We start from the raw sequence: 16,397 nt of genomic DNA on the forward strand, positions 1-16,397 counted from the left end.
GTCATAACAATACACAATTTCAGCATGATACAGTCATTACAAATATGAAATACAAAGGGGATATTACATTGTATAACTTTCTTTCTGTCTTTATTGGTGTGCTCATCGCCGTTATGCTTCCACTGAATGGGATTTTATCTGAGTTAATTGGCAAGTACACAGCAAGCGTGGTCATTCACCTTGTCGGTTTAATTGCAGTTATCTTCATTTTAATCATAAACAAAAATAAAATTCGTTTCGATAAAAGTATTCCACTTTTTTTATATAGCGCTGGAGCGATTGGAGTATTCACTGTTCTTTTTAACAATATAAGTTTCTCCGTCCTTGGTGCTTCTATTACGATCGCATTAAGTTTACTCGGTCAATCTATTGCTTCCATCATTATCGATCATTTCGGCTTATTAGGAATGAAAGTTGCAAAGTTTGAAAAGAAAAAACTAATTGGATTATGTTTCATCTCTTCTGGAATTATAATCATGACAATTTATTAATGGGGGCAAGAAAATGTTATATATTACGATCGCTATTTTAGCTGGTGTTTCTATCGTCGTTGCTAGAATTATTAACGCGAATTTAGCAAAGGAAATTGGAAACTGGGAAGGCACATTTTTCAATTATATTACTGGATTATTTTTCTCTATGTTATTTTTAATTTTCAGTTCAGATTCATTGTATATCCCTATTCATACGTTGCAATCTATTCCTATCGCCGTGTACTTAGGCGGATTAGTAGGCGTTATCGTTATTTCATTATCCAACTATATTACTCCTAAAATATCAGCCTTTTATTTAACATTACTCATCTTTATCGGACAATTATTTGCGGGGACTATTATTGATTTCTTCCTGACAAATGAACTCTCAATTGGTAAAGTTATCGGTGGCATTTTCGTATTAATTGGGCTCACTTACAATTTACTCATAGATCGCCCGATAAAAACTGTGAAGCATAACCAAGTTCAACTATAATACTTTACGCTTACCTATCATATATTAATAGAAAAGCTCTTCACACGAAGTAATAGAGAGGAGAAAATCCTATTAAAAAAAGTATTTTATTGCTAGGTAGCGTATTAATTATTTGTGGAATTGTATGGTTTGTAAACTCGGGAAAATCTATTCAAGATCTCTATACCGCAAACAAACCGAAAAAGAAAGCTACTATTATTTCAAGCTCGCGAGATCCAAATGAGCCCCCTGTTTTTTTAGGAAAGCAGGAAATAAAAGATATACATGTAGAATCAATTAAAACAAAAAAGGATATCTTTCTCACAAAAACAGATGAATTAAAAACATTTATTAACAGTATGAATACCGCAAAAAAAGGCAAATTAACATTGGATGAAGAAGGATCAGATTTAATAGATTGTGATATGTGGATTACTTTCGAGGATGGAACTTATAAAAAATATTTCATATGGATAGTTGATCATCACAGCAGCGAAGTGATGATTGCTCAGCAAGATACTCCTGATGATGTAAACCTTACGTACTATCAGTTAAACGAAGATAGTTCAAAAAAAGTTTATAATTTATTTAAAAAAATTATTTAAATGAAAAAGTCATGAGCACACGAACTCATGACTTTTTGCACTATATATACTCCGGGAACACTCTACAACCCTTTTCCTGCTCTATATCATGACCAAAGAAAACAATTGGTTTCTCTTTCGCCACAACTTCTTTTAAACGTTTAATTGAAGATAAAGCTAATTCTGGATTAAATCCTGCGAACGGCACTTCATCTTCAAAATTCTCTTTCGTGTACGATGCATCAATCGTTAATAAAACTGAACCGGATTGCTCCGTCTCAATGAATAGCGACTGATGGCCTGGAGAATGACCTGGCGTATACAATACTTGAACACCTGGTACCACTTCATAATCCCCTTCAATAATTTTGTAGTTCAAATGCGGTAATATACATTCTTTCATATATTCTTCTCTATGAAGTGCTGCCTCATATTCGGTTCGCTGCACAATAATCGGTGTATTTGTAAAAGCACCGTTTCCTCCTGCATGATCAAAATGTAAGTGAGAGCTAATAATATATAAAAGGTCGTCTGGCTCATACCCTACACGCTTTAATATAGTCACGATTCTATCTTCTTCAGTCATTTTCGGTAAAATCTGTCCTTCAACAAATGTACCGTTAAAAAGCCCTTCATTATTAACTGCACTTTCTGGCATACCTGTGTCTACTAAAATAGGACCTTCTTCCGTCTCCAAAAGATAACACCACACCGGCAAGTTTAATAGTTTCCCCGGTGTTAACGCACTGTTAACAGACGAATGATCCAACATGCAACGACCTGCTGGGATGAAATAAAGTTTCTTTACTGTCATTATGTATCCACCTTTACATTTAGTTTTGGATAAAGTAATACAGTAAAAAATTCTTCTTTTTAGAAATAAACTCCTTCTAGACTATCAGTACAGCTTGCATAAAAAAAGGGTATTTTTTTACATAGCAATATTTCACCATCTATAATATAGAAGTAAAGGATTCTTACTTTAAATGAAACATTAACACCGATTAACGCTGAAAACTTAAAGAAAGCACATACACTACTTGAAAGCGGGCACACCATTGGGAAAATCGTATTAGAGAAATTTTAATCATGATAGTGATAGGTAGTATGTGAAATTATATTAACGATTTTTCGAATATATCTATCACAAATCAAATTATATCAACGATTCGACAAGTTATATCGATTTATCGACAAATAACAACAATAAGAAAAGGCTGTTCCAGATGAACAGCCTCTTCTTTATTTACTTGAAATCTCTTTATTATTTTGAACGTCTAACGGAGCTCGCTTTCCTATTCCGAAAGCATAGAAACTAATTGTAACGATAGCTAAGAAAATAATACCTACAACTAATGAAATGCGTGTATCATCGTTAAACCACATTCCGATTAATACCATAATTAAAAAGGCAATTGTTAAATAGTTTGTTACAGGAGCAAATGGCATTTTGAACGGATGATCTTTCATCTCTGCTCCCTTTTCTTTCCTAAAACGAATTTGACTAATTAAAATGACGAACCATGGTACCATACCAGGAAGTACACTCGCACTATATACATATACGAATAAGTTTTTCGGTGCGATGTAACTTAAAACAACACCAACCGCCAGACCGATAATTACGCCAACTGTACCAAATAAAGGCACACCATTTCCAGAAAGTTTCGTGAAATATTTCGGTGCTTGTCCATTTACACCTAACGTATACAGCATACGTCCAGCACTATAAATACCACTATTACAACCAGACATTGCTGCTGTAATAACAACGAAGTTAATAAGGCCAGCTGCTGCCGTAATACCAACCTTCGCAAAAGTTGCTACGAACGGGCTACCAATTGTACTTAATTGATCCCACGGATACACAGTTACAATAACGAAAATAGCACCGATGTAGAAAATTAAAATACGCCAAATTGTACTTTGAATCGCTCTTGTAAGTGTCTTCTTTGGATCCTTCGCTTCACCAGCAGTAATACCAATTAATTCCACACCTTGATACGCTCCAACTACAAGTGATAATGCAAAGAAGAATCCTGAAAAACCACCTGTAAAGAAACCGCCATTTGACCAAAGATTAGATATGCCAATCGCTTCTCCGCCGTTACCAATTCCGAAGAAAATAAGGCCAAATCCTGCAATAATCATTAATAGAATCGTAACGATTTTAATCATCGCAAACCAAAATTCAAATTCACCAAATGACTTCACAGAAATTAAGTTAGCTGCACCAAGAATAACCATTGCAATTATACCTGGTATCCAAGCTGGTAAATCCGGGAACCAATATTGCATATACGCTCCAACCGCGATAATTTCTGACATCCCAACGATAACCCACTGGAACCAGTTACTCCACGCTGTCATATAACCAGCTAGTGGATGAATATACTTATGACCGAATGTCGCAAATGAGCCTGTACTTGGCTCCATATACAACATTTCTCCCATGGCACGCATGATGAAGAAGATGAAAATACCTGCAATTGCATAAGCAAGCATTACTGACGGACCTGTCCATTTAATTGTGCTGGCTGATCCCATAAACAAACCAACACCAATCGTTCCGCCTAAAGCAATCATTTGAATATGACGTGCTTCTAAACCTCTTTTCAATTCTTTGTTTGCCACTTCACTTCCCCCTCTTAGATGATTCATAGCCGCATTTTAACACAAGATGCTTTCCCCTAATTCCTTTCGGCCCTGAAAATGATGAAGCAAACGTCATTTTACACTAGCTTTAAAGCTATCCTAAAATCGTTTTGTGCTCCTAATAAAATTCTCAGAACCTTTCATCTTCCAATATTCTATAAATCTTAAAATTACTTACCTTATATTAATTCATTAATCTGAAAAATTCAATTATTTTTTCAATAAATTATTATACATAAGTCTGATTAATTTTTAACTAAATTAACAATAAAATACATCTATTCAATATGATTCCGACATGTATATTATTACAATATAAATAAACGAGGAGATGCTATCTTCCTCGGTTTCATATCTCAAATACTTCAACCTTTATAGTTGATAACGTAATTTCCCACACATTCGATTCATATACCAATAAGGAATTTAATATATTAATAAACTACTAACTTCTTTACTCCAGCCAAATTTTGAGGCAGAAACCTTTCTGCCTCAAAACAACGGGATAAAATATAAAAGAGTCTCATTAAAAAATGAGACTCTTTTACGATTTCATATTTAAATCGATTTCGAAGTTTGCTTACCAAAGATAAATACCCTAGTAAACACTGCCATTATAACTACTATAACCAGAAAATAAAGTGGCATCACCAGTAACGAGCCCGTATGCAATTGACTCATTCCCCAAATTGTCATCGCTACAATTACATAGTATCCTAAGCTAAACAACGCTCCAGCTGTACCAATGACATCTTGAAAATCTACTAACGCTAAACTTAAACAATTAGGTAACGCTACTCCAATTCCTAATAGCAATATAAACATCGCTATTAAAAATACAACCATATATATTACATTCGGATTTGATCCCACAAACGTAATAACAGATAAAAGGATAGCTCCTCCTGTCATTACAAGACAACCGATATATATAATTTTCTCTGGTTTATAAGTAGCAAGTAAACGTTTTGAAATTTTCGCTCCAACAATAGAAGCAGACGCTACAACAATTCCTAGAAAGCCATACATACTAGGCGATAACTGAAAGTATTCAATAAAGATAAACGGCGCTTCTGCATAATAGCTAAATAAAACACCATTTGCTCCTCCAATTAACAGCCCATATGTTACCACTTTTGGATTTGTAATTAACCTCTTCAAGACTGAAAATACATTTATTTTATTCGTTACTGAGCCCGTTTTTGTTTCAGGAAGAGAAACAAACGTATACAGAAAAATACCGATACTCATAACTACTAAACTTAAAAATACTATTTTAAATCCAAACATTTGATCAAGAAAGCCACCAATTAACGGTCCTATCGCTGGTGTAAAAGCAATGACTGCTGAAATTTGAGCAAACATAACATGCCTCTTATGCCCTTCTACACTTTCACGAAGAATCGTTTGCGTCACAACTGATCCTGCACTTGCTCCAAACGCTTGAATAAAACGACTTACCAATAAAACTTCAATGGAATTTGCAATAAAGCACAAGAAACTCCCAGCGCCATATACGACAATTCCAAATAACATTGCCCGGCGACGGCCAATTATATCTGATAGCCATCCAATAAAAAATACACCTAAAGCAAATCCAGCAAAATACACACTAAGCGTTAACTGCACCTCATTATTACTTACATGTAACGCCTTTGAAATGTCCGGTAAAGACGGTGTGTAAATCGTTTCACTAATTTGCGGAAATGCGACAAGAACAATCATTAACAAAAGTGATGGTACTGAGACTTTTTTCATTTTTCATACCCTCCTATAACTTTGAAAATCTCAGAAATAAAAAGACTTTCCTTAGCTACGGAACAGGAGGGGCCATTATAGAAATCCGGTCATAAAACAACAAAGAAAACACCTCAATTACGTATGTTAATACTTATAGGAGGGTAATATTAACATCGATTTTTAAATATACTTTTTCAATTATATTACATATTGCGTTTCTTTTACTAGTGCTCAACCTTGAAGGATTGTTAAAAAGATAACTTGATGCATTCACCTTTTTATGGAATAATTAGAAATAGTTTGAATTCATAAACTTAATTATTAAACGATAGACTAGCATATTTTAATGTCACAAGCTTACAAACAGGAGGACTTTCGTAATGATTGAAATTTTAAGGACAGTATTAAACTTTCTAATTTCTCTATTCTCAGGAGAATTACCAATTGTATATTATGTATGGATTATTAGCCTATTCCTAATTCAAATAACCCAATCTACTCTAAACTATAAACTCTTTAACAAGAAAGACAATTTCAGCACTTATATATTGGAAGGATTACTTGCTTTTATTATTTTATTGTTTGGAGGAATATTAGTATCTAAGTTACTTGCTTACATAATAGACGATCCTACTATTAGTATGACGAATTTAACACATTATTTTATTTCTCTTATCATATTAACTATATTTGTTGTAATAACCTGTGTTAAAGACTTTATAGAAACATCTATAAAGAATAAAAATATCTCTCTTTTTAGCTTTTTAGTAATTTCCTTCATAACAAGTCTACTTTCATTCAAGTTTTTATCACCTTTAATTGAAGGTTCTTTTTCTCTTTCTAAATCTTTTATAACTACTTTAATCACTCTAGTAACCGTATCCATTCCTCTATTAATTTCTTTAGAGGAAAAATATGCAGGTGAAAAGGAAACAGAAAATTTATAGCTTCCCATTTACATAAAAGAAAGAGGGAGCCCCCCCTTTCTTTTATATCGTTCTATTTCACAAGACTAAATCATTCCTTTTAATATTAATCCTAAAACTGACATTATTATCGTGCTAATAATAATTCGCAAAATCCAAGTAGTGTTTGTACTTATTTTTTCTAATTGCTTATTGATTGTTGCTATATCTTTCTCATTAATAGTGGTACGCGTTTCTAAATTTCGAATGTCTCTCATCATTTCTTTTTGCTCCGCCTTGAGACTGTCAATTTTAGCGTAAACATCTTCCATATATTCACACCCTCTGTTCATCTTAATAGAAAAATCTATATATATTATGAGACAACCCTCTTACCTGTGAATACATTGCGTACATTCGCGTACCAAATTATTTGTACAATCTAATTGAATTACTCACATGTTTCTATTCTTCTATTTATAAATTAGCGTTAAGATACATTAAAATTTTAAAAGGAACCCCTTGTTTATTTAACAACAAATAAGGTGCAATCCAACATTTGGAATCTCCTACAATAATTTCTATTGTTTTCATATTTACAACTCCATATAATCAGTATGATTTTCTGAAGAAGCCAATTTTTGAACTGCTTAAAGTATACTAATATGAATACGAAATAGCTGTATTGATAAACTCTCTAGAACAATAAATATACTGGCTGAAACGGATCTATATCCGATATTTTTTCCAGTAACATGAATGGTTATTTCTGATAAATGCGTTTGTACATCATTGTTTTCAAAAATTTCATCCTCAACCTTTACAATATCTGCTTCACAATCTACTTCTTTAAAAGTTTTCAATAATTTTGTTTCCAATAAACTACAATCAAAGCTCTCATCTTTTATTACGGCAAATTTAACCTTCATATCGATTTCCCCATTTTTAACAAACTAAAATCACTAAATCAATATAAATATATATTATTCTATTAAATAATTCAAAATATACGCTTCTTATATGCATTATTAAAAATCAGTTCTAAAGAATTAAATAGTAGGCGTTCCACTAATCTTTCATATAATTCGTCTCTTAATTATTTTGCTCATTGCGCTTTTTTATTTTCCTCACTATTTCAACTAAACTTTCTGTAATAATACATATTTCAAATACATTATTTCCTTTCACTCATACTTTTATCATTGAGTTTTTATTCACAAATTCGTAACACATACATATGAGTTATCATGCTAAAATTAGTTTATTCACAAGAAGAAGTTCTTCTTAATAAATCAACCATTTTTAATACCCTGTTTAAAGCCTTGCCCCCCTGCAAGGTTTTTTCCTATTTAAATAGAGTAGTAGTTTTCGTTATGCTTCTCTCCCCCTTGTTCCTTACCCTACAAATAATACTTCATATTTATTTTAATTTTTCAGCATCCGTACTCGCTCTGTTCGAGAGCTCTTTACCAAATATTCAATCTAATGATAAGATTGACCAAATTAATATTTTCGTCCATAACTGTATCAAAAAGTACACTAAAGAAAAAATAGCACTCTCACAATTAAGTAAACGCGAGCTTTTTCTTCTATCTACTTACTATTTAAGGTTAATAGTGACATAACCAGATTTTAAAATTCGACTTAAATTCATTGATGAATGGAGAGGTTTATATGAAATTGAAAGACAAAGTAGCAATCATAACTGGTGGAGCAAGTGGAATTGGCGAATCTACTGTTCGTCTTTTTATCGAAGAAGGTGCAAAAGTAGTTATTGCTGACTTTTCTGAACGTGGAAAAGAACTATCAGATGAATTGAATGCACATGGATATAATACTTTATTTATTAAAACTGATGTAACAAAAGAGGCAGATATTAAACAGCTAATTCATGAGACAGTAAGTACATACGGTAAATTAGATATTATGTATGCCAATGCCGGCGTTGCTGATGATGCACCAGCAAACGAATTATCCTATGAAAAGTGGAAAAGGACTATTGATATTAATTTGTCTGGGGTATTCCTTTCTAATAAATATTCGATTGAACAATTCCTTAAACAAGGTACAGGTGGTGTCATCGTTAACGCTGGTTCGATTCATAGTTTTGTTTCATTACCTACCCCAACAGCATACTCCTCTGCAAAAGGTGGTGTGAAACTATTAACTCAAAATTTATGTACTGCCTACGCTAAATATGGAATACGTATTAATGCGGTGTGCCCCGGTTATATTGACACCCCTTTACTTGGTAGTGTTAATCCTGAACAGAAAGAATATTTAGCTTCACTTCATCCACAAGGCAGACTTGGAACACCAGAAGAAGTCGCTAAAGCTGTCTTATTTTTAGCAAGTGATGATGCTAGTTTTGTTAACGGTACAACACTTCTTGTTGATGGAGGCTATACTGCACGTTAATTTAAAAATTTTGAAGCACCCTAAGAAATATATAGTCTTCAACAAGAAAAAGCGCCATCACAAGTGACGGCGCTTTTTCTATGTAAGAGCAACTAGAAGGTATCCTTCTAGCCTACTCCCATTTATAAGTCCAAAACTGTTCAAGTTGCAGCCATTTTAATGTTGCTGCATCTTTGTTTTTTATTTTTGCATGCGTGTCTTCAAGCATTGCTTCTGTTTGTGAACGGTGCGCACCTAATGCAGTTAATTTATGATCAAATACTTCACTAATGTTATTTACAACATCCGGTTCTCCTAATACTGCTTCACGATTTTTCGTAATCGCAACAGCATGGATAACTGGGCGCTCTTCTTTTGGCATACGTGATACAGCGCGAACGACAGCGCGGCCAAATGCATTATGATCTGGATGTACACCGTGCTCTGGATAAAATGTAATAATTCGAGATGGATTTACTTCTTGAATAATTGCTTCAATTTTGTCAGCAACGAAATCAACATCTTCAAATTCTAACGTTTTATCATGGAAGCCAAGCATTCTTAAATCTTTAATACCCATCGCTTCACAAGCATCTTTCAATTCTTTCTTACGGATATGTGGAATCGTTTCACGGTTAGCGAATACGTTCTTACCCATGTTACGTCCCATTTGTCCTAGAGTACCACATGCATACGTTACAGGTACTCCTTGATCTGTTAATAAGCGAATTGTTCCTCCCGCAGCATATGCTTCATCATCTGGATGCGGAAATACAACAAGTACATGTCTCTCCATAAGTTTCCCTCCTTCTTACTTAAATGGTGTTAAGCTTAACTCAAGTGCAACTGCTAGACGACCTAAATTATCATGTCCAGCTAATAATAAACGCTCTTGATCGTCTACTTCCCAGTGCGTAATACCTTCAGCATATACCCAACCGTGATCCATTTTCAAACCAACTCGGTATGGATTTGTTCCAGTTATCTTCCCGCGTTCAAAACGGATAATCGCATTTCGAATGAAAGCACCAACTGTCATCATCTTTTCATTTATGTGTGATGCATACGCTCCGTTTGTCGTTTCTAAATGAATATATACATCTTTATTTACAAAACGTTCAATTTCATTTTGAATAAGAGAACTATCTTTTACTATTTCCATCGGAATTCACCTCTTTAAACCATTTTACGCAAAAATAATGTAAATTGCTATCTCTATATTAGAGGACAACGCTCACTTTTCCTAATAATTTGCACTGTGTTTTTTATATTTTTTATATGATATGTAAAAAATACATTTTTTCCTTCACTTTGTTAAATAGTTTTCTTTCTTTTTTGAATTTGCTACAATATATTTTATCCCGTATTATTGCAGCGAGATACATTTCGACAATTGAATACATAATTTAAAGAAGGTGACATGATTGGAACAGTCAGCACATGAAGTAGCAAATTGGCAATATTATTTTGCAATTGCCGTATTTTTAATCACGTACGGATTTATTATTTCTGAGAAATTGAATCGTGCTGTAATCGCACTATTCGGTGCTGCTATTATGATTATTTTTGGAGTTGTAGATTTACATACTGCTTTCACATCACATATTCAATGGGAAACGATTACCCTTTTAATTGGGATGATGATTCTCGTACATATTACGAGTCAATCAGGCGTCTTTGAATTTGTGGCCATTAAAGCGGCAAAAGCAGCTGGTGGAAAACCGATTCGCATTTTATTATTACTATCCCTATTAACTGCTGTCGGATCAGCATTTTTGGACAATGTAACGACTGTTTTATTAATCGTTCCTGTTACATTATCCATTACACGTATTTTAAAAGTAAATCCTGTGCCTTATTTGATTTCAGAAGTGCTGTTTTCAAATATAGGCGGAACAGCAACATTAATCGGTGATCCACCTAATATTATGATTGGATCAGCAAACAAGCATTTAGACTTTAACGCCTTTTTACTTAACTTAGCTCCAATCGTAATTATTATTTCTATCGTGACACTTGGCATTATTTACTTCATGTATCGTAACAAACTAAAAACAACACCTGAACAAATCGAAAAACTAATGGCATTAAACGAAAAAGATTACATTAAAGATCAAAGCCTCCTTTTAAAATCTATTTCGATTTTAGGACTAACTATTTTAGGCTTCGTACTTCATTCGATTATTCATGTAGACGCTGCTGTTATCGCGATGACAGGCGCTACACTTCTTATGTTAATCGGCGTGAAAGAACATGATATTGAAGATGTATTTGCCCATGTTGAATGGGTAACCATTTTCTTCTTCGCCGGATTATTTGTTCTCGTTGGCGGGTTAATTGATATCGGACTTATCTCTTCACTTGCAAGAGAAGTAATCGACGTAACAAACGGTGACATCGGATTCGCAGCTATACTTATTTTATGGGTATCTGGCATCGCATCTGCGACAATCGACAACATCCCATTTGTCGCAACGATGATTCCTCTTATTCAAGACTTAGCTACAGGACTCGGACTATCTGTCGATTCTCCGCAAATCGAAGTACTATGGTGGGCGTTATCTCTTGGAGCTTGCTTAGGAGGAAATGGAACACTAATCGGTGCATCTGCAAACGTAGTCGTTGCTGGTATTGCAAAACGTGAAGGACATGGCTTCTCTTATATGGACTTCTTAAAAATTGGTTTACCATTAACTATTGTTGCACTCTTGTTATCACATGCTTATATATATTTACGTTATTTAATGTAAAAGTTGTATTGCATGAAATTATGTCGTCAAATACAAAAGGTTTGCAGCATGCGTGCTGCAAACCTTTTGTCATCACCAAAATATACCGATAATTGCTAAACCACCTAAAATCATACCACCAATTTGTCCGACAATTGTTGGTGATAATTGAACACCTTTTCTCACTTCAACAATTGGTCTTTCGTGCCTTAGTTGCTGCACTTCACTTTGAAGTTGGTGCACACTTCCGTGCAACTCTTTAATAAGTTCTTTTAATTCGGCGACCTCTTCATTTACTGGTTTTGCCTTTTCTAAATTCATTTTACATGACTCCTTATAAATTCAATCAACACACTGTAAATTTTCGCCAATTACCATTATATCTCCTGCATACTACATATATAATTTCGAATGTACTTTCTAACCTTGCAGCTCTATCCATTCATCTCGCAATATCCCCATAATCATACGGTCAAAACACTTCCCATCTCTTTGAACCGCTTCTCTCATACAGCCTTCCATTTGAAAACCCATCTTTTTATACAATGCAATGGCAGGTTTATTATACGAAATAACATCGAGACCGATGCGGTGTAAATTCAATTCATAGAAAGCATACTTTAGAATAAGATGTATTGCTTCTTTCCCATATCCTTTTCCTCTATCATTCGTATCTCCTATACCAATGGCTAATAAACCTTTTCTGTTATTCCACTCTATACCATGAATCGCCACAAAACCAATTAAGCGATTTTCTTGAACTGTCCTTACCATGAAAGAAACACTATTCGATCTCCGTCCTTTTAATAACTCATCACTTGCTATTTCATTTAAAGATTGCGGGAATGCTACATCTGTATCAACATGTCTTAAATACTCACTATCTTCTTGCCACATAGCCATTACTTCAGCATCTGTTTCTCTCATAGCTGATAATTTAATCGTTTTATTTCGAAAAAGATTCATTGTCATTTCAAACTCCCCCTTTTAAATAACAGGGATACTTATTTTAGCCTATTTATCCCCTTATTCCATAAACTGTTTCATAAACGGGATACTTACAATAAGCGCTGACATTGGCACATCTCCTCCATATTGAATTAACTTCATTGTATAATTTTTTATTTATTCTAACAACAATAGAAAGGCCCTCCAAATTTAGAGGGCCTTTCCTAATAGCAAAACTATATTATTTCGTAAACATTTTCTCCGCTTCATCCATTGCCATTTTGTTTCCTAAAGCAGAATAGTCCAGCCATGGTTGATCATTGATAATGTATACGTGCTTGCCTTTAACTGCTTTTAAGTCTTTCCAAATTGGCGTTTCTTGAAGTTGTTTAAATGCTGCTTTTGCTTTATCATCTCTATTTACAACAACGAAAATCGCATCTGCATCAAAGTCAGGTAATACTTCTTGTGAAATGACTTCGAAAGGGCGGTTTCCATCAATTTTCTCTACACCATTTGCAGGCTGTAACCCTAAGTCTTGGAATAAAATTGGTCCCATCGGTCTTTTCGTACTAAATACACGCAATTCTTTTGCAGTAACGCGAATTGCCATTACTTTTTCGTTATTACCTAGCTCTTTATCTATTAAACCTTTTACTCGTTTTGATTGCTCTTCGTAATCTTGAATATATTTATCTGCTTCTTTCTCACGGTTTACAAGTTTACCAACTTGTTTTAAATGATCTCTCCACGTACCTTCATCTAAATTGAAAGAATGTGTTTTTGCAATTTTTTCGTATTTCGCTACATCTTTACCAGCATATTTTTCATCAACATAAATGTCAGTTGGCTTTAATTGAAGTAACGCTTCCATATTCGGATCTGTTACAACACCAAGCTTCTTCGTATCTTTCAACTGCTCTTTTGCGTGCGGTAAGAAATCTTTTAAATCTCCACCAATAACAGAACCTACTGGTGTAATTCCTAATGCAAGTAAATCATTCGTTAAATGAATAGACATTGAAGCAATTTTTGGGTCATTACTTTTTTCCGTTTTTTTCGTTGCCTCTTCATTAGCTTTCGTTTGACCACATGCTGCTAATACTAAAATACACATCATGCTAAATAAAATAGTAAGTTTCTTTTTCATATGTTCTCCTCTTTGAAGTATTTATTTTGTTTTTGTAAGTAAATAAAGAAAATACGGTGCTCCTAAAGCTGCCACTACTACACCAGCTGGAATAGAGTTTGGCTCAAATATAGAACGACCTATCGTATCTGCTAGCACTAAAATAATCATTCCGATAATGCCAGCTAAAGGAAGAAAGTGTTGATATGTAGTACCTACTAACTTCCTTGCGATATGCGGAGCAACTAAACCGATAAAACCAATCCCTCCTGCCATCGATACACTTGCGCAAGATAATCCAACCGCTGTAGCTAAAAGTAATAACCGTTCTTTTTGAACAGAAACACCAAGTCCTGCTGCTACACTATCACCTAGTGACAATGCATTTAACGTTTTAGATTTTAGCCATGCATACGGGGTTAGTATGAAAATCCAAGGTAATAATGCAAGGACATGAATCCAATCCCTTCCCCACACGTTACCAACTAACCATCTGGAAGCGAATGTATATGTCTCATCATTTAACTTGAGAGAGAAAAATAACGAAATCGCACTAAATCCAGCTGAAACAGCAATACCAACGAGAATAAGTCTAATGGGAAGTAAACCTTTTGATCGATCACTCGCAAGTATAATAATTAAAAATGCAGCTAGTATTCCCCCACCAAATGTAAATAACGGTATTAAAATCGATGCATTCTCATTAATAGAATGAAAGAAAGTAACAAATATAATTAGCCCGAAAGATGCACCTGAATGCAGTCCTAAAATACCAGGGTCTGCAAGTGCGTTACGTGATAATCCTTGTAAAATCGCACCGGAAATCCCAAGGCCAATACCAGCTAACATTGTGATTATAATTCTTGGCATACGATAATCGTATAGCACGGTTGCACTTTCAAAATCACCATAACCGAAAAGCGTTTGAATTACTTTGAGCGGTGCAATACTAAGTGTCCCTGTATTTAAGCTAAGTAAAATGACAGCGATACTAATACAACCGAATATTGTAGTTACAGTAATGGCTCTTTTTTTATCTGTGTTAATAAGACCCTTCACTTATAGCTCCCTCCCAACTTTACGTGCTATATAGAGGAAGAACGGAACTCCAACAAGAGCTACCATAATTCCTATCGCAAGTTCTTTAGGAGGGTTTACTGCTCTTGCTCCTAGGTCAGCTACAACTAATAACATAGCTCCTAATAATGCTGACATAGGAATAATGAGTCGATAATTAACACCAACTAATTTTCTAGCAATGTGCGGGATAACTAGTCCTACAAATCCGATAGAACCAACAGCTGAAACAGAAACACCTGCCAGAATAACTACTATAATCATCCCTAGTATTCTCGTTCGGTTCGTTTTCACTCCTAAATTTGTAGCAACATCATCTCCCATTGATATGAGTGAAATTGATCTCCCTAGCATTGTCGCAAAAATAATCGTTATAAGAATAATAGGGACTAAAAATTTCAAGTGTTCCCACTTAACCCCTGCAACACCACCAGCATACCAAAACGCTAAATCTTGGCTTAAATCATAATAAATCGCAACACCTGAACTTAATGAATGTAAAAGCGCTGCCATAACCGCTCCAGCAATCGTTAACCTCATTGGTGTTAACCCGCCTGATGTTGCTGATCCAATAACAAAGATAAGTACTGTACTTAAGACAGCTCCAATAAAGGAAACAATCATTAAATAGGAATACGACATATGTGGGAAAAAAGCAAAACTAAGTGCTACTACAAACATCGCACCTGCATTTATTCCGAGTACACCTGCATCAGCTAAAGGATTTCGTGTTACACCTTGCATAACAGCACCAGCAACCGCAAAAGCTGCCCCTACAACTGCTGCACCAATTACTCTCGGGAGCCTTAATTCATAAATAATTTGGTGCTGTGTTAGTTTCGGGTTGTAATCCAAAACCGCTGCCCACACCGTTTGTAAATGAATATCTTTTGCACCAAATGAAATGGCTAAAAATATAGATCCAATTAAACATAAAATTGTTAAGCTCATGAAACATATGAACTTAATATGTATCCAGCGGTTATTACCAGCATGTACAGTAGACTTATGTAACATGTTTCATTTCATCCTTTATATTCAGTTGTTTTTTATAATTATTTTTTATTTGTAATTATTATTGATAATAATTATCATTTTCATTTAGATATTATATCGCCACTTTTTTTAAATAGCAAACTATTTTTTCACTTCGCTAAATATTAAAATACTTATTACAATTCCCTTCCAAAAATTACAAATACACACAAAATAGACTACTAGCTTATTTTTAAAAGTGTAGTATACTTAATCATTATTTCGAGTTTTCAAATAAAAATACCGAAGG

18 protein-coding genes and 1 pseudogene are annotated in these 16,397 nt (G+C 34.2%); 7 read left to right on the forward strand and 12 right to left on the reverse strand.

What is annotated here, in order from left to right:
- Nucleotides 1–44: 44 nt before the first annotated feature.
- The 3 genes from HMPREF2590_RS19430 (at nt 45) to HMPREF2590_RS19440 (ending at nt 1,553) form a co-directional block, all read left to right on the forward strand.
- A complete protein-coding gene (locus HMPREF2590_RS19430; protein WP_002005482.1) occupies nt 45–491 on the forward strand; it encodes a DMT family transporter in 447 nt (148 codons plus the stop codon).
- Between the two features lie 13 nt (nt 492–504).
- Nucleotides 505–969, forward strand: coding sequence for a DMT family transporter (locus HMPREF2590_RS19435; RefSeq protein ID WP_000965812.1), 465 nt, complete (start codon nt 505–507; stop codon nt 967–969).
- A gap of 89 nt (nt 970–1,058) precedes the next feature.
- Nucleotides 1,059–1,553, forward strand: coding sequence for a YhfM domain-containing protein (locus HMPREF2590_RS19440; RefSeq protein WP_000901696.1), 495 nt, complete (start codon nt 1,059–1,061; stop codon nt 1,551–1,553).
- A 40-nt stretch (nt 1,554–1,593) separates the two neighbouring features.
- On the opposite strand, the gene aiiA is transcribed toward HMPREF2590_RS19440, so the two are convergent.
- Nucleotides 1,594–2,346 carry a quorum-quenching N-acyl homoserine lactonase AiiA gene (gene aiiA / locus HMPREF2590_RS19445; RefSeq protein ID WP_000216583.1) on the reverse strand — a complete coding sequence of 251 codons (753 nt, stop codon included), beginning with the start codon at nt 2,344–2,346 and terminating at the stop codon, nt 1,594–1,596.
- Nucleotides 2,347–2,511: 165 nt separating this feature from the next.
- On the opposite strand from aiiA, the pseudogene HMPREF2590_RS29275 reads away from it, so the two are divergent.
- Nucleotides 2,512–2,619 (forward strand): annotated as a pseudogene (locus HMPREF2590_RS29275) (zinc-binding alcohol dehydrogenase family protein); the annotation flags it as partial.
- A 155-nt stretch (nt 2,620–2,774) separates the two neighbouring features.
- Here HMPREF2590_RS29275 and HMPREF2590_RS19450 read toward each other — a convergent pair.
- Together HMPREF2590_RS19450 and HMPREF2590_RS19455 are read right to left on the reverse strand one after the other, a co-directional pair.
- Complete coding sequence (locus tag HMPREF2590_RS19450; protein ID WP_001284405.1) at nt 2,775–4,166, reverse strand: amino acid permease; 1,392 nt, start codon at nt 4,164–4,166, stop codon at nt 2,775–2,777.
- A 579-nt stretch (nt 4,167–4,745) separates the two neighbouring features.
- Nucleotides 4,746–5,945: a multidrug effflux MFS transporter gene (locus tag HMPREF2590_RS19455; RefSeq protein ID WP_000758012.1), complete on the reverse strand. Its 1,200-nt coding sequence runs from the start codon at nt 5,943–5,945 to the stop codon at nt 4,746–4,748.
- Nucleotides 5,946–6,307: 362 nt separating this feature from the next.
- On the opposite strand from HMPREF2590_RS19455, the gene HMPREF2590_RS19460 reads away from it, so the two are divergent.
- The gene (locus HMPREF2590_RS19460) at nt 6,308–6,874 is read left to right on the forward strand and encodes a DUF5823 family protein (RefSeq protein WP_000570030.1); all 567 of its coding nucleotides are present in this window, start codon (nt 6,308–6,310) and stop codon (nt 6,872–6,874) included.
- Nucleotides 6,875–6,939: 65 nt separating this feature from the next.
- On the opposite strand, the gene HMPREF2590_RS19465 is transcribed toward HMPREF2590_RS19460, so the two are convergent.
- Nucleotides 6,940–7,164 (reverse strand): hemolysin XhlA family protein, encoded by a 225-nt coding sequence (locus HMPREF2590_RS19465; protein ID WP_000390471.1) that lies wholly within the window; start codon nt 7,162–7,164, stop codon nt 6,940–6,942.
- Between the two features lie 318 nt (nt 7,165–7,482).
- The gene (locus tag HMPREF2590_RS19470) at nt 7,483–7,761 is read right to left on the reverse strand and encodes a hypothetical protein (protein WP_000865018.1); all 279 of its coding nucleotides are present in this window, start codon (nt 7,759–7,761) and stop codon (nt 7,483–7,485) included.
- 745 nt (nt 7,762–8,506) lie between these two features.
- Between HMPREF2590_RS19470 and HMPREF2590_RS19475 the strand changes: the two genes are divergently transcribed.
- Nucleotides 8,507–9,250: an SDR family NAD(P)-dependent oxidoreductase gene (locus HMPREF2590_RS19475; RefSeq protein ID WP_000768020.1), complete on the forward strand. Its 744-nt coding sequence runs from the start codon at nt 8,507–8,509 to the stop codon at nt 9,248–9,250.
- Nucleotides 9,251–9,362: 112 nt separating this feature from the next.
- Here the strand turns inward: HMPREF2590_RS19475 and bshB2 are convergent, their stop codons facing one another.
- Together bshB2 and HMPREF2590_RS19485 are read right to left on the reverse strand one after the other, a co-directional pair.
- On the reverse strand, nt 9,363–10,025 hold the full coding sequence (gene bshB2, locus HMPREF2590_RS19480; RefSeq protein ID WP_000439483.1) for a bacillithiol biosynthesis deacetylase BshB2: 663 nt from the start codon (nt 10,023–10,025) through the stop codon (nt 9,363–9,365).
- Nucleotides 10,026–10,040: 15 nt separating this feature from the next.
- Nucleotides 10,041–10,391: a YojF family protein gene (locus HMPREF2590_RS19485; RefSeq protein WP_000407045.1), complete on the reverse strand. Its 351-nt coding sequence runs from the start codon at nt 10,389–10,391 to the stop codon at nt 10,041–10,043.
- Between the two features lie 262 nt (nt 10,392–10,653).
- Here HMPREF2590_RS19485 and HMPREF2590_RS19490 point away from each other — a divergent pair, with 262 nt between their 5' ends.
- Complete coding sequence (locus HMPREF2590_RS19490) at nt 10,654–11,979, forward strand: ArsB/NhaD family transporter (RefSeq protein ID WP_000437992.1); 1,326 nt, start codon at nt 10,654–10,656, stop codon at nt 11,977–11,979.
- Between the two features lie 72 nt (nt 11,980–12,051).
- Here HMPREF2590_RS19490 and HMPREF2590_RS19495 read toward each other — a convergent pair whose 3' ends face one another.
- The 5 genes from HMPREF2590_RS19495 to HMPREF2590_RS19515 form a co-directional block, all read right to left on the reverse strand.
- Nucleotides 12,052–12,279, reverse strand: a complete 228-nt coding sequence (locus tag HMPREF2590_RS19495; protein ID WP_001047298.1) for a coiled-coil domain-containing protein — start codon at nt 12,277–12,279, stop codon at nt 12,052–12,054.
- 99 nt (nt 12,280–12,378) lie between these two features.
- The gene (locus HMPREF2590_RS19500) at nt 12,379–12,930 is read right to left on the reverse strand and encodes a GNAT family N-acetyltransferase (protein WP_000178504.1); all 552 of its coding nucleotides are present in this window, start codon (nt 12,928–12,930) and stop codon (nt 12,379–12,381) included.
- Between the two features lie 217 nt (nt 12,931–13,147).
- Nucleotides 13,148–14,056: an iron-hydroxamate ABC transporter substrate-binding protein gene (locus HMPREF2590_RS19505; RefSeq protein WP_000728222.1), complete on the reverse strand. Its 909-nt coding sequence runs from the start codon at nt 14,054–14,056 to the stop codon at nt 13,148–13,150.
- Between the two features lie 21 nt (nt 14,057–14,077).
- A complete protein-coding gene (locus HMPREF2590_RS19510) occupies nt 14,078–15,094 on the reverse strand; it encodes a FecCD family ABC transporter permease (protein WP_000677269.1) in 1,017 nt (338 codons plus the stop codon).
- A complete protein-coding gene (locus tag HMPREF2590_RS19515; protein ID WP_000902722.1) occupies nt 15,095–16,129 on the reverse strand; it encodes a FecCD family ABC transporter permease in 1,035 nt (344 codons plus the stop codon).
- Nucleotides 16,130–16,397 lie beyond the last annotated feature (268 nt).

The sequence above is a fragment of the Bacillus sp. HMSC036E02 genome, from assembly GCF_001836235.1.
GTDB lineage: Bacteria > Bacillota > Bacilli > Bacillales > Bacillaceae_G > Bacillus_A > Bacillus_A cereus.

What these genes read in the sequence shown, in the direction of transcription:
- HMPREF2590_RS19430 (WP_002005482.1), top strand. Translation starts at nt 45, where the DNA reads ATGAAATACAAAGGGGATATTACATTGTATAACTTTCTTTCTGTCTTT.
- HMPREF2590_RS19435 (WP_000965812.1), top strand. Translation starts at nt 505, where the DNA reads ATGTTATATATTACGATCGCTATTTTAGCTGGTGTTTCTATCGTCGTT.
- aiiA (WP_000216583.1), bottom strand. Translation starts at nt 2,346, where the DNA reads ATGACAGTAAAGAAACTTTATTTCATCCCAGCAGGTCGTTGCATGTTG.
- HMPREF2590_RS19455 (WP_000758012.1), bottom strand. Translation starts at nt 5,945, where the DNA reads ATGAAAAAAGTCTCAGTACCATCACTTTTGTTAATGATTGTTCTTGTC.
- HMPREF2590_RS19460 (WP_000570030.1), top strand. Translation starts at nt 6,308, where the DNA reads ATGATTGAAATTTTAAGGACAGTATTAAACTTTCTAATTTCTCTATTC.
- HMPREF2590_RS19465 (WP_000390471.1), bottom strand. Translation starts at nt 7,164, where the DNA reads ATGGAAGATGTTTACGCTAAAATTGACAGTCTCAAGGCGGAGCAAAAA.
- HMPREF2590_RS19470 (WP_000865018.1), bottom strand. Translation starts at nt 7,761, where the DNA reads ATGAAGGTTAAATTTGCCGTAATAAAAGATGAGAGCTTTGATTGTAGT.
- HMPREF2590_RS19475 (WP_000768020.1), top strand. Translation starts at nt 8,507, where the DNA reads ATGAAATTGAAAGACAAAGTAGCAATCATAACTGGTGGAGCAAGTGGA.
- bshB2 (WP_000439483.1), bottom strand. Translation starts at nt 10,025, where the DNA reads ATGGAGAGACATGTACTTGTTGTATTTCCGCATCCAGATGATGAAGCA.
- HMPREF2590_RS19485 (WP_000407045.1), bottom strand. Translation starts at nt 10,391, where the DNA reads ATGGAAATAGTAAAAGATAGTTCTCTTATTCAAAATGAAATTGAACGT.
- HMPREF2590_RS19495 (WP_001047298.1), bottom strand. Translation starts at nt 12,279, where the DNA reads ATGAATTTAGAAAAGGCAAAACCAGTAAATGAAGAGGTCGCCGAATTA.
- HMPREF2590_RS19500 (WP_000178504.1), bottom strand. Translation starts at nt 12,930, where the DNA reads ATGACAATGAATCTTTTTCGAAATAAAACGATTAAATTATCAGCTATG.
- HMPREF2590_RS19505 (WP_000728222.1), bottom strand. Translation starts at nt 14,056, where the DNA reads ATGAAAAAGAAACTTACTATTTTATTTAGCATGATGTGTATTTTAGTA.
- HMPREF2590_RS19515 (WP_000902722.1), bottom strand. Translation starts at nt 16,129, where the DNA reads ATGTTACATAAGTCTACTGTACATGCTGGTAATAACCGCTGGATACAT.